The following is an 11,987-nucleotide window of genomic DNA, read 5'->3' as shown; positions in this document are numbered from 1 at the left end:
CGACGCTGCCGTGACCATGGACCTCCATCCGCAGCCTCGGCCCGGCGAGGCCAGGCCCTGGGCCTTTCCCGCGCCCGAGCGCGGCACGCTCGGCAACGGGCTGACCGTGCTGCGCTGCCACCGTCCCGGCCAGCAGGTCGTGGCCGTGGAGATCTTCCTCGACGCGCCGCTCGACGCCGAGCCCGAGGGGCTGGACGGCGTCGCCACGATCATGGCCCGCGCACTGTCGGAGGGCACGGACAAGCACTCGGCCGAGGAGTTCGCCGCCGAGCTGGAGCGCTGCGGCGCCACGCTCGACTCGCACGCCGACCACCCGGGGGTGCGGATCTCCCTGGAGGTGCCGGTCTCGCGGCTGCCGAAGGCCCTCGGCCTGCTCGCCGAGGCGCTGCGCGCCCCGCTGTTCGCCGACAGCGAGGTCGAGCGGCTCGTGCGCAACCGGCTGGACGAGATCCCCCATGAGACGGCGAACCCGGCACGCCGGGCGGCGAAGGAGCTCTCCCGGCAGCTGTTCCCGGCGTCCTCCCGGATGTCGCGGCCGCGGCAGGGCACGGAGGAGACCGTCGAGCGCATCGACTCCGCCGCGGTCCGGGCCTTCTACGAGTCGCACGTCCGCCCGGCCACGGCCACGGCCGTGGTGGTCGGTGACCTCGAAGGGGTGGACCTGGACGCCGTGCTGACCGACACGCTCGGCGCCTGGACGGGCGACTCGGCCGAGAGCCGCCCGATGCCACCGATCACCGCCGACGACACGGGCCGCGTCGTCATCGTCGACCGACCCGGCGCCGTGCAGACCCAGCTGCTGATCGGCCGGATCGGCCCCGACCGCCACGACCGGGTCTGGCCCGCCCAGGTCCTGGGTACGTACTGCCTCGGCGGCACGCTCACCTCGCGCCTGGACCGCGTGCTGCGCGAGGAGAAGGGCTACACCTACGGCGTGCGGGCCTTCGGTCAGGTGCTGCGCTCGGACATCCCGGCGTCGCCTGGCGGGGTCTCCGGCGCCTCGATGCTCGCCATCAGCGGCTCGGTCGACACCCCGCACACCGGTCCCGCGCTCGACGACCTCTTCAAGGTGCTCCGCACCCTCGCCGCGGAGGGCCTGACCGACGCGGAGCGCGATGTCGCCGTGCAGAACCTGGTGGGCGTGGCGCCGCTGAAGTACGAGACGGCCGCCTCCGTGGCGGGCACGCTGGCCGACCAGGTCGAGCAGGGTCTCCCGGACGACTACCAGGCCCAGTTGTACGCGCGGCTGGCCGGGACCGGCACGGTGGAGGCGACCGCCGCGGTCGTCAACGCCTTCCCCGTGGACCGGCTCGTCACGGTCCTCGTGGGGGACGCCTCCGAGATCGAGGAGCCCGTCCGGGCGCTCGGAATCGGTGAAGTGACCGTTGTCACGGGCTGATTGACCGCCGGCGCCTCCGGCGCGCACGAAAGGGCCCCGTCGGTTTCGCGCCGACGGGGCCCTTTCGCGTACCCGGAACGACCCTCCCCTATGTCCGGTTTGATGGGGAGGAGTGGTGTCTGCCCTGTGGCGTGCACTACAAATATCCGTGTCTGTTTGGTGATTGAGCGAAGATCGGCTTAGCGTCTTCTGCGCTGTCCGCCAGTTGCACGCGCCGCACCCGCGGCATCGGGCAGCCATCGCCGAGTCCCCGTCCGGCGCGAGCCTGGGGAGCCGGGGACCCATATGTCCCCTGGGGTGAATCGGGTGCCTTCGCCGCCGCGCGGAGGGGCCCGTAGGAGACCTTCCTGCTCCGAACCCGTCAGCTAACCCGGTAGGCGAGAAGGAAGGAAAGGATCAGCCACTTGATGGCGTTCACCCGTGCCACCGGGAAGCACCGTGGTCCGAGCCGCCTGTCGCGCAAGAGCGCGGGCGTCGCCTCCGTCGCGGCCATCGCCACCACCGGCGTCGTCGGTACCCTCGCCTCCCCGGCCTTCGCGGCCGATGCCGAGGTCTCCGCCCCCGTCGAGGACACCGGCCTGACCCAGGCCGTCGCCGCCGACTCGCTCGCCGAGCAGATCGACGCGCAGGCGGAGGCCCAGCAGCAGGAGGCCGCCCTGGTCGCGGCCCAGGAGAAGGCCGAGGCAGAGGCCAAGCGCAAGGCCGAGCTCCGGGTGAAGGCCGCTCGTGACGCCGCGGAGCGTGCCGCCCGCGAGGCCGAGCGCAAGCGGCTGATGACGTACACGCTCCCGGTCGCCGGCTCCTATGTGAGCACCGACTACCACGCCGGGGGCGCCCAGTGGTCCTCCGGCAGCCACACCGGCGTCGACTTCCATGCCGCCTCCGGCACCGAGGTCGTCGCCGTCGGCATGGGCACCGTCGTGGAGGCGGGCTGGGGCGGCGCCTACGGCAACAACGTCGTCCTGCGCATGCACGACGGCACGTACACGCAGTACGGCCACCTGTCCTCGATCAGCGTCTCGGTCGGCCAGCAGGTCGCCCCGGGCCAGCAGATCGGCCTCTCCGGGTCGACCGGGAACTCCTCCGGTCCGCACCTCCACTTCGAGGCCCGCACCGGTGAGGACTACGGTTCGGACATCGACCCGGTCTCGTACCTCCGCTCGCACGGCGTCCGCGTCTGACGCACAGACCCTTCCGCCCGAGGCCCCTGCTCTCCGAGCGGGGGCCTCGGCGTATTCAGGCCAAAAGATATCCATGGATTACCATGGGTCTTCGGAAATTCCGGCCACCTGCCATAGAGTCACCGAAACAGACGTCGCTCGACGGGGTTTCGCGGCGATTAAAGCGGAGGTTCGGTATGCGCATTCCCGCGCGCTCGGTATGCACGGCGATCCGCGACGACATCGTCTCCGGTGTGTTCGAGCGCGGCAGTCGCCTCACCGAGGAACAGCTGGCGCGACGCTACGGCGTCTCACGCGTCCCGGTCCGGGAGGCGCTGCGGACCCTGGAGTCGGAGGGTTTCGTCGTCACCCGCCGGCACGCCGGAGCGTGCGTGGCCGAGCCCACCGAGCAGGAGGCCGCCGACCTGCTGGAGATCCGGCTGCTGCTGGAGCCCCTCGGTGCCGCCCGGGCCGCCCAGCGGCGCACCGAGGCGCACCTCAAGGTGTTGCGCGGGCTGGTCAGACTCGGTCAGGACCGGGCCCGGCGCGGTCAGGGCGAGGATCTGCGCTCGCTCGGCGCCTGGTTCCACGAGACCTTGGCCCAGGCGTGCGGGAGTCCGGGGCTCACCGCGCTGTTGACCCAGCTCCGGCACAAGATCGCGTGGATGTACGCGATCGAGCGGCCCGCCCGTCCCGTCGAGGCATGGGCCGAGCACGGCGCGATCGTGGACGCGGTGGCACGCGGCGACGCGGAGCGTGCCCGCGCGCTCACGGCGCTGCACGCGGAGCGGACGACCGGCGCGCACCGGCTGCGGATTCCCGCAGGCGTGAGGGTTTCGCAACATTCCGTAAACACGGCGGGCGACCGCATTTAACAGTCGCGCCGTATACAAAGAGAGCAATTGCGCGCCCGGGGGTCTTTACTGCTGCCGGAAAAGCAACCAGGGCAAATTCCGGGGGGAATGTGCGGGCCGCGGTGCCGGAATTCTCCGGCACCGCGGCCCGCACATGAATTCATCGGTTTCAGACGGTCTCGGGAAGCTCCTCGAGGCCCTCGGCGACGAGCTTCGCCAGACGCTCCAGGGCGGCATCCGCGCCCTCCGCGTCCGAGGCGAGCACGATCTCCTCGCCGCCCTGGGCGCCGAGGCCGAGCACCGCGAGCATCGAGGCGGCGTTGACCGGGGTGCCACCGGCCTTGGCGATCGTCACCGGAACGCCGGAAGCCGTGGCGGCACGAACGAAGATGGACGCGGGGCGGGCGTGCAGGCCCTCGGCCCAGCCGACATTGACGCGGCGCTCAGCCATGGTGGTGCCCTTCGAGTCTCAGCGGGAAGCGTTGGCGGGTTGTCTAGACCAGTCTCTCATGAGGTGCGGAGCACCCGGCCACCGGCCCCGGCCCGTGCGGGGCCGGGGCCGGCCCTCCCAGCCTGCCCCCGCACTTCGGGGAACGCGACCCGTGCCGGAGCCTTACCCTTGCCCCATGCAGACCCCGTCGGATCACGCGTACCCCGACCACTGGGAAGCCGACGTGGTGCTGCGTGACGGTGGCACCGCGCACATCAGGCCCATCACCACCGAGGACGCCGAGCGGCTCGTCAGCTTCTACGAGCAGGTCTCGGACGAGTCCAAGTACTACCGGTTCTTCGCACCCTACCCACGGCTGTCGGCCAAGGACGTGCACCGGTTCACGCACCACGACTACGTGGACCGGGTGGGACTCGCGGTGACCGTCGGCGGCGAGTTCATCGCGACCGTCCGCTTCGACCGCATCGACGCGCAGGGCCTGCCGGCGTCCGCACCGGCGGACGAGGCCGAGGTCGCCTTCCTGGTGCAGGACGCCCACCAGGGTCGGGGTGTCGCCTCCACCCTGCTGGAACACATCGCTGCCGTCGCGCGGGAGCGCGGGATCAGACGGTTCGCGGCGGAGGTGCTGCCCGCCAACAACAAGATGATCAAGGTGTTCACCGACGCCGGGTACACCCAGCGGCGCAGCTTCGAGGACGGCTCCGTCCACCTCACGCTCGACCTCGAACCGACGGCCCGGTCCCTCGCGGTCCAGCGCGCCCGCGAACAGCGGGCCGAGGCCCGCTCCGTCCAGCGACTCCTGGCACCCCGCTCGGTGGCGGTGGTCGGCGCCGGCCGTGCGCCCGGCGGGGTGGGGCGAGCCGTGCTGCGCAATCTGATCGACGCCGGGTACACCGGGCGGACGTACGCGGTGAACCGTTCGCTCGTCCTCGACATGGACGAGATCGACGGGGTACCCGCCCACCGCTCGGTGGGGGAGATCGTCGCGGCGACCGGCGAGCCCGTCGACCTGGCGGTCGTCGCCGTCCCCGCCGAACGCGTGCCCGAGGTCGTCGAGGACTGCGGCGAGCACGGCGTGCAGGGACTCGTCGTGCTCGCCGCGGGGTACGCGGAGAGCGGCCCGGAGGGGCTGGAACGGCAGCGCGAACTGGTACGCCAGGCGCGCTCGTACGGGATGCGGATCATCGGGCCGAACGCGTTCGGGATCATCAACACCGCGGACGGGGTGCGGCTCAACGCCTCACTCGCTCCGGAGTCGCCCGCGCGCGGCCGGACCGGGCTGTTCACCCAGTCCGGCGCCATCGGCATAGCACTCCTCAGCGGACTGCACCGGCGGGGCACCGGGCTGTCGTCGTTCATCTCCGCGGGCAACCGTGCCGACGTGTCCGGCAACGACTTCCTCCAGTACTGGTACGACGACCCGGACACCGACGTCGTCCTGCTCTACCTCGAATCGATCGGCAACCCGCGGAAGTTCACCCGGCTCGCACGGCGCACGGCGGAGGTGAAACCCGTGGTCGTCGTGAAGGGTGCCCGGCACACCGGCAGTGCTCCGCCGGGACACGCGGTGCCGACGACCCGGGTGCCGTACGCGACGGTCTCGGAGCTGCTGAGGCAGGCCGGTGTGATCCGCGTCGACACCGTCACCGAGCTCGTCGACGCCGGGGCGCTGCTGGCGAGCCAGCCGCTGCCCGCGGGACCGCGGGTGGCGATCCTGGGCAACTCCGAGTCCCTGGGCCTGCTGACGTACGACGCCTGCCTGACGGAAGGCTTGCGACCACTGCGCCCACGCGACCTGACGACGGCCGCGACGCCGGACGACTTCTGCGAGGCGCTGGCCGGGGCGCTGCGGGACGAGGCGTGCGACGCGGTCGTCGTCAACGCGATCCCGTGGGTCGGGGAGAACGGCGTCACCGAGTCCGGCGACGGCGAGGTCCTCGCGGCGGCCCTCCGCGCCGCGACGGCCTCCGCACCGGCCAAGCCCGTGCTCGTCGTCCACGTCGAACTCGGCGGACTCGCCGACGCCCTCGCCGCGGCGAGCAGCTCGGCCCCGGCCTCCCCGCACCGCGGCCCCGACACCGCCGGGGACCCCGGGCCGGGTGCGGACCCGGGACCGGCGCCCGCGGGCGCCGCGCCGCACCCCGGCGCGCGCACAGCGTCCGGCGCCGGCACGGGCACCGCGTCGGCGCCGAGCGTCGTGGCCCGTGCGAGTGGTTCCACGACCGCCCGGGGACCGTGGCCCGGTCCGGCCCCCGCGGCCGGTCCGGACGGAGTGGGCCCGGCCACGGGAGGTTCCGCGGCGGCGGCCGCCACCGCGGCGCCCGGGGTACCGGCGCCGGTGCCGGGAGCGCATGCCCGCACCGACCCCCGCGACGGAGCCGCGCGGACCGCCGGGGACGGCGACCCCGCGGCGGCCCGCGGGGAGGCCGCCCGCATCCCCGCCTACCCCGCCGCCGAACGGGCCGTGCGCGCCCTGGCCGAGGCCGTGCGGTACGCCCAGTGGCGCCGGGACGCGGCGGAGCCCGGGAAGGTGCCGGAGTACGACGACATCGACGAGGGCGGTGCGGCCGGACTCATCCAGGGCCTGCTCGACGCCGCCCCCGGCGAGCGCGGCGTCACTCTGCCCGAGGACGACGCGCGGAGGCTGCTGGAGCGCTATGGCATCCCCGTCGTCCCCGTGCTGCCCGCCCCCGACGCGGAAGCCGCCGCCCGGGCTGCCGCCCGGCTCGGCCATCCGGTCGCCCTCAAGACGACCGCGCCGCACCTGCGCCACCGCCCCGACCTCGGCGGCGTACGTCTCGACCTGGCCGACGAGCGGCAGGTCCGCCAGGCTTACGCGGAGTTGACGGAGAGCCTCGGCAAGCCGGAGGAGCTCCAGCCCGTGGTGCAGCCGATGGTCCCGCGAGGGGTGGACACCGTCGTGCGGGCCGCGATCGACCCGGCCGTGGGCGCCGTGCTGTCCTTCGGGCTCGCGGGCCCCGCCACGGACCTGCTCGGCGACACGGCCCACCGTCTCGTCCCCGTCACCGACCGCGACGCGGCGGGCCTCATCCGGTCCGTCCGGACCGCCCCGCTCCTCTTCGGCTGGCGCGGCTCCGCGCCCGTCGACACCGCCGCGCTGGCAGAGCTGCTGCTGCGCGTCTCCCGGCTGGTCGACGACCACCCGGAAGTCGTCGGCGTCGGCCTCGAACCCGTCGTGGTCGCCCAGCACGGCCTCTCCGTGCTCGGGGCCTCCGTACGGCTCGCCCCGCCGCCGCCCCGTACCGACCTGGGCCCGAGGACCCTCCCGAGCTACTGAACCCGGCGGGCCCCGGGGTCGCGGGCCGGGCGGTCACGGAGCGCACTCCAGGGTCCCCGGGCCCCGTAGGATGGAGCCCATGGCGAAGACCGGTACGACGACCCAGGGGCTGCGCGCGGCGATCGAGCGCAGCGGCTACTACCCGGCTCTCGTGGCCGAAGCGGTGGAGGCCGCGGTGGGCGGCGAGCAGATCTCGTCGTACCTGGTCCACCAGGAGACCACCTTCGACTCCAACGAGGTGCGCCGCCATGTGACCGTCCTCGTGCTGACCGGCGCCCGCTTCATCGTGAGCCACACGGACGAGCAGGCGGCCGACAGCAGCTCCCCGACCCCCTACGCGACGACCTCCACCGAGTCGGTGAAGCTCCCGAGGATCTCGTCCGTGGTGGTCAGCCGCGTGGTCGCCAACCCCGAGTCGTACACCCCGGGCACCCTGCCCCGCGAGGTCGTCCTCACCATCGGCTGGGGCGCGGTCTCCCGGATCGACCTGGAGCCCGCCGCCTGCGGCGACCCCAACTGCGATGCCGACCACGGCTACACCGGCAGCTCCACCGCGGACGACCTCAGCCTGCGGGTCAGCGAGGCCGGCGACGGGCCCGAGGCGGTCCGTCAGACGCTCGCCTTCGCCCAGGCCCTGTCAGAGGCGACGGCCGCCACGGCGGCCACCCGCTGATGGTCCGTCCCGACTGGCCCGAGGACGTCGTTCCGCTCGGCCTCGACACGGCTCCCGTCCCCGCCTACGGCACGGCCTCGCTGGCAGATCTGCTGCCGACGCTCGCCGCCGGGCAGGGCGTACCGGGGCTGCACGCCGCGATCGAGGAGCTCACGCCCGCGGACCGGAACTGCGTCTTCCTGATCGACGGCCTCGGCTGGGAGCAACTGAGGGCCCATCCCGAGGACGCGCCGTACCTCACCTCACTCCTCGCCGGCTCCCTCGGCGGCACCGGCCGGCCGCTGACGGCCGGATTCCCGGCCACGACGGCCACCTCGCTGGCCTCCTTCGGCACCGGACTGCCGCCCGGCGTCCACGGCCTGCCCGGATACACCGCCCGCAATCCGGAGACCGGTGAGCTGATGAACCAGCTGCGCTGGAAGCCGTGGACCTCGCCGCGCGTCTGGCAGCCGTACCCGACGGTCTTCCAGCTCGCCGACGAGGCCGGGGTGCACACCGCCCAGGTGTCGTCCCCCACGTTCCGGGACACCCCGCTCACCAAGATCGCGCTGAGCGGCGGAACGTTCCACGGCAGGCTCACCGGCGAGGAGCGGATGGACTTCGCCGCGGAGCAACTCGCCGCGGGGGACCGGTCGCTCGTGTACACGTACTACAGCGAGCTCGACGGCAAGGGCCACCGCTTCGGCATCGACTCCGACGCCTGGCGCGGCCAGTTGATGTACGTGGACCGTCTCGTCCAGCGCCTCGCCGAGCAGTTGCCGCCCCGCGCCGCCCTGTACGTCACCGCCGACCACGGCATGATCGACATCCCGTTCGGCGAGGAGTCGCGGATCGACTTCGACGAGGACTGGGAGCTGCGCGCGGGCGTCGCCCTGCTCGGCGGCGAGGGCCGCGCCCGCCACGTCTACGCCGTCCCCGGCGCCGAGGCCGATGTGCTCGCCGTCTGGCGCGAGGTGCTCGGCGACCGGTTCTGGATCGCGAGCCGGGACGAGGCCATCGCGGCGGGCTGGTTCGGCCCGCAGACCGACGAGCGCGTCTACCGGCGCATCGGGGACGTGGTCGCCGCGGCCCACGACGACGTCGTGATCACCGCCTCGGTGAACGAGCCCAACGAGTCGGCCATGGTCGGCATGCACGGTTCGATGACCCCCGTCGAACAGCTCGTCCCCCTGCTCGAAGTACGCTCCTGACGTCCGACCGCCCCGACCGCGTCCCCCGGCAACAACTGAAAGGCTGTCACGTCCTCATGCCCGAGCTGGTGTTCTTCTCCGGAACGATGGACTGCGGAAAGAGCACCCTCGCTCTTCAGATCGAGCACAACCGGTCCGCCCGGGGACTGCAGGGCATGATCTTCACCCGTGACGACCGGGCAGGCGAGGGCAAGCTGTCGTCCCGGCTGGGACTGGTGACGGACGCCATCGAGGCCGCGGAGGGCTTCGACTTCTACGCCTACCTCGTCGCCCACCTCTCCCGGGGCGGACGCTGCGACTACGTGATCGCGGACGAGGCCCAGTTCCTCGCCCCGGAGCAGATCGACCAGCTGGCGCGGGTCGTGGACGACCTCCGGCTCGACGTGTTCGCGTTCGGCATCACGACGGACTTCCGGTCCAAGCTGTTCCCCGGATCGCAGCGGCTGGTGGAGCTGGCCGACCGGGTCGAGGTGCTGCAGGTCGAGGCACTGTGCTGGTGCGGGGCCCGCGCCACCCACAACGCCCGTACGATCGGTGGGGAGATGGTCGTCGAGGGCGCCCAGGTCGTCGTCGGCGACGTGAACCAGTCGCTGGACGAGATCGGCTACGAGGTGCTGTGCCGGCTGCATCACCGGCGGCGCACGACCGCCGCTTCCGCGCGGGCCGCGGCGCTGTCGCCCGACGTGCTTCCCGTGGCCGCCGACTGAGCGCGGACGCCCACGGCGCCTCCCGTCGGGGCCGTCGGGGCCGTACCCCGCCGGGGACGCGCGCCGTCCCATGGAGTGGCAACGGGCTCCGGGACGGGCCAACCCCAGCCGGGACGTGCGCCATGGCGTCCGTGGGGGAGCGGGCTCCCGGCAGGCCCGACGGCGACGGGCCGCGCCGCGGTCCCGGCGTCGACCGGCGGGGGTCGGCTCCGGGGTCTCCCACGGCCACGGGTCCCACGGCACGTCCGACGACCAGGTAGAGGCGGGGCGGCCGCGGGCAACGCCCCCGGAGGAGGCCGGCTCGGCCCGCGACGGCCGACGCCCGGGTCAGGCCCGTCGTGGGGTCCGCACGATCGTGAGGACCGCGCCCTCGGGGTCGGCCACAGTCGCCTGCCGGCCGCTCGTGCCCACGTGCGGTTCACGCACGACGTGGCCGCCGAGCCCCACCACCGCGTCCGCGATCGCGTCGGGGTCCTCGACCTCGAAGTAGGTCATCCAGTGCGAGCCCCTGTCCCGCGGCAGCGCGTGGCCCACCCCGTGGATCGAGGCCACCGGGCGGTCGTCCAGGCGCAGCGTCAGCCGGTCGGAGCCGGCCGGGACAGAGGGCTCGAGGTCGTAGCCGAAGACCGACTCGTAGAACTTGCCGACCGCCGACGTCTCCCGCGTCATCAGCTCGTTCCACACGGGCGTGCCGTGGGTGCCGAAGAGGGCGGTGCCCGTGTGCGCGGCGGCCTGCCAGGCGCCGAAGACCGCGCCCTCCGGGTCGGCGGCGATGACGAGCCGTCCCGCGTCCGCCGCGTCGAGCGGCCCGACCCCGATCGTGCCGCCGCACATCCTGATCTGCTCGGCGGTCTCGTCGACGTCGTCCGAGGCCATGTACGGCGTCCACGCGATCGGCAGATGGCGGTCCGCCGGGAGTCGGCCGATGCCGGCCACCTCCTTGCCGTCGAGCAGCGCCCGGACGTACGGGCCGAGTTGCTGCGGCCCGGGGAGGAAGTCCCAGCCGAACAGCTCCCGGTAGAAGTCCTGCGTCGCGTCGAGTCCGTGCACCATGAGGCTCACCCAGCAGGGCTCGCCGGGTCTGCGCCGAGTCGCCTCGGTCGTCATCGTCACTCTCTCCTCGGACCATCGTCGTCGTGGCCGTGCGGGGGACCGGCGGCCGTCGTACGGGACGGCCCCACCCCGTGCAGATGCTCGCACCACCGGGCGCGCCGCGCGTCACGGCCGCGCCGCTCTTCCCGGGGATCCCCCGGGGAAGGATGCCCGTTCCCGCACCTTCCATCCTCGGTGCGGCCATTGACGTCGCTGCCGAGGGCACGACGGGCCCTTGCGCGAGGATGGCGTCATGAAGCCCATCATCACCGCTACCGAACTCGCCGGCGAGTCAGCCGGTCAGCGGCCTCCGGTGCTGCTCGACGTCCGCTGGCAGCTCACCTTGGCCAAGGCCGCCGGTTCCGCACCCTTCGACGGCCGGGCCGCCTACGAGGCCGGTCACATCCCCGGGGCCGTGTACGTCGACCTCGACTCCGAACTGGCGGGACCGCCCGGGCGGGGCGGGCGGCATCCGCTACCGGACACGGAGACCTTCGGCGCGGCGATGCGCCGCGCGGGCGTGTCGGGTGGCGTCCCGGTCGTCGTCTACGACGGGGGACAGGGCTGGGGCGCGGCGCGGGCGTGGTGGCTGCTGCGGTGGGCCGGACACCCGGATGTCCGTGTCCTGGACGGGGGTCTCGCGGCATGGGACGGCCCGTTGAGCACGGACGTCCCTCCCACGGCTCCGGGTGACTTCACGCCCGTGCCCGGCGGACTGCCGCTGCTCGACGCGGACGGCGCGGCGGCCCTCGCCCGGTCCGGACTGCTGCTGGACGCCCGGGCGGCCGAGCGCTACCGGGGCGACGTCGAGCCGATCGACCCCGTCGGCGGGCACATCCCCGGCGCGGTCTCGGCTCCGACCACGGAGAACGTCTCGGAGGGCGCCACCACTTTCCTGTCCCGCGAGGAACTGGCCGCCCGTTTCAAGCGACTGGGCGCCGAGGACGCTCGCGAGGTCGGTGTCTACTGCGGCTCCGGCGTCTCCGGCGCGCACGAGGTCCTGGCTCTGGCGATCGCCGGAATCCCGGCGGCGCTCTACGCCGGTTCCTGGTCGGAGTGGTCCTCCGATCCCACCCGGCCGGTCGCCACGGGCCCCGACCCGCGATAGCGGGCAGGGGCCGGACCGACACGCTCGGCTGGTTCGGCAACGCCGCGGTTCGCCG

General features: G+C 73.4%; 10 protein-coding genes and 1 riboswitch. Of the genes, 8 read left to right on the top strand and 2 right to left on the bottom strand.

Annotated features, from left to right (window positions below):
- The first annotated feature begins 16 nt into the window (after positions 1-16).
- From O7595_RS07800 to O7595_RS07790, 3 genes are all read left to right on the top strand, one after another.
- Positions 17-1,399: a M16 family metallopeptidase gene (locus O7595_RS07800; RefSeq protein WP_443071827.1), complete on the top strand. Its 1,383-nt coding sequence runs from the start codon at positions 17-19 to the stop codon at positions 1,397-1,399.
- 230 nt (positions 1,400-1,629) lie between these two features.
- A riboswitch (cyclic di-AMP (ydaO/yuaA leader) is annotated at positions 1,630-1,793 on the top strand.
- A 13-nt stretch (positions 1,794-1,806) separates the two neighbouring features.
- Positions 1,807-2,580 carry a M23 family metallopeptidase gene (locus O7595_RS07795; protein ID WP_269728002.1) on the top strand — a complete coding sequence of 258 codons (774 nt, stop codon included), beginning with the start codon at positions 1,807-1,809 and terminating at the stop codon, positions 2,578-2,580.
- Between the two features lie 176 nt (positions 2,581-2,756).
- Complete coding sequence (locus tag O7595_RS07790; protein ID WP_269728001.1) at positions 2,757-3,434, top strand: GntR family transcriptional regulator; 678 nt, start codon at positions 2,757-2,759, stop codon at positions 3,432-3,434.
- A gap of 148 nt (positions 3,435-3,582) precedes the next feature.
- Here the strand turns inward: O7595_RS07790 and O7595_RS07785 are convergent, their stop codons facing one another.
- Positions 3,583-3,864 (bottom strand): HPr family phosphocarrier protein, encoded by a 282-nt coding sequence (locus O7595_RS07785; protein WP_269728000.1) that lies wholly within the window; start codon positions 3,862-3,864, stop codon positions 3,583-3,585.
- A gap of 175 nt (positions 3,865-4,039) precedes the next feature.
- On the opposite strand from O7595_RS07785, the gene O7595_RS07780 reads away from it, so the two are divergent.
- The 4 genes from O7595_RS07780 to O7595_RS07765 all read left to right on the top strand — a co-directional run bounded on the left by O7595_RS07780 (position 4,040) and on the right by O7595_RS07765 (position 9,732).
- Positions 4,040-7,162: a bifunctional acetate--CoA ligase family protein/GNAT family N-acetyltransferase gene (locus tag O7595_RS07780; protein WP_269727999.1), complete on the top strand. Its 3,123-nt coding sequence runs from the start codon at positions 4,040-4,042 to the stop codon at positions 7,160-7,162.
- Positions 7,163-7,241: 79 nt separating this feature from the next.
- Positions 7,242-7,835 carry a DUF5998 family protein gene (locus O7595_RS07775; RefSeq protein WP_093651748.1) on the top strand — a complete coding sequence of 198 codons (594 nt, stop codon included), beginning with the start codon at positions 7,242-7,244 and terminating at the stop codon, positions 7,833-7,835.
- Positions 7,835-9,025 carry an alkaline phosphatase family protein gene (locus O7595_RS07770; protein ID WP_269727998.1) on the top strand — a complete coding sequence of 397 codons (1,191 nt, stop codon included), beginning with the start codon at positions 7,835-7,837 and terminating at the stop codon, positions 9,023-9,025. The genes O7595_RS07775 and O7595_RS07770 overlap by 1 nt, the downstream gene beginning before the upstream one ends.
- Positions 9,026-9,081: 56 nt before the next feature.
- Complete coding sequence (locus O7595_RS07765) at positions 9,082-9,732, top strand: thymidine kinase (RefSeq protein ID WP_269727997.1); 651 nt, start codon at positions 9,082-9,084, stop codon at positions 9,730-9,732.
- A 327-nt stretch (positions 9,733-10,059) separates the two neighbouring features.
- On the opposite strand, the gene O7595_RS07760 is transcribed toward O7595_RS07765, so the two are convergent.
- A complete protein-coding gene (locus O7595_RS07760; protein WP_269727996.1) occupies positions 10,060-10,839 on the bottom strand; it encodes a VOC family protein in 780 nt (259 codons plus the stop codon).
- A gap of 238 nt (positions 10,840-11,077) precedes the next feature.
- On the opposite strand from O7595_RS07760, the gene O7595_RS07755 reads away from it, so the two are divergent.
- Positions 11,078-11,932, top strand: coding sequence for a sulfurtransferase (locus tag O7595_RS07755; RefSeq protein WP_269727995.1), 855 nt, complete (start codon positions 11,078-11,080; stop codon positions 11,930-11,932).
- Positions 11,933-11,987: the final 55 nt, after the last annotated feature.

The sequence above is a fragment of the Streptomyces sp. WMMC940 genome (genome assembly GCF_027460265.1).
GTDB lineage: Bacteria > Actinomycetota > Actinomycetes > Streptomycetales > Streptomycetaceae > Streptomyces.
This window is presented reverse-complemented; position numbering and strand designations above follow the sequence as displayed.

Bases quoted from the DNA above. Each gene is read 5' to 3' on its own strand.
- O7595_RS07775 (WP_093651748.1), top strand. From the start codon at position 7,242: ATGGCGAAGACCGGTACGACGACCCAGGGGCTGCGCGCGGCGATCGAG.
- O7595_RS07755 (WP_269727995.1), top strand. From the start codon at position 11,078: ATGAAGCCCATCATCACCGCTACCGAACTCGCCGGCGAGTCAGCCGGT.
- O7595_RS07760 (WP_269727996.1), bottom strand. From the start codon at position 10,839: ATGACGACCGAGGCGACTCGGCGCAGACCCGGCGAGCCCTGCTGGGTG.
- O7595_RS07765 (WP_269727997.1), top strand. From the start codon at position 9,082: ATGCCCGAGCTGGTGTTCTTCTCCGGAACGATGGACTGCGGAAAGAGC.
- O7595_RS07800 (WP_443071827.1), top strand. From the start codon at position 17: ATGGACCTCCATCCGCAGCCTCGGCCCGGCGAGGCCAGGCCCTGGGCC.
- O7595_RS07795 (WP_269728002.1), top strand. From the start codon at position 1,807: ATGGCGTTCACCCGTGCCACCGGGAAGCACCGTGGTCCGAGCCGCCTG.
- O7595_RS07780 (WP_269727999.1), top strand. From the start codon at position 4,040: ATGCAGACCCCGTCGGATCACGCGTACCCCGACCACTGGGAAGCCGAC.
- O7595_RS07790 (WP_269728001.1), top strand. From the start codon at position 2,757: ATGCGCATTCCCGCGCGCTCGGTATGCACGGCGATCCGCGACGACATC.
- O7595_RS07785 (WP_269728000.1), bottom strand. From the start codon at position 3,864: ATGGCTGAGCGCCGCGTCAATGTCGGCTGGGCCGAGGGCCTGCACGCC.
- O7595_RS07770 (WP_269727998.1), top strand. From the start codon at position 7,835: ATGGTCCGTCCCGACTGGCCCGAGGACGTCGTTCCGCTCGGCCTCGAC.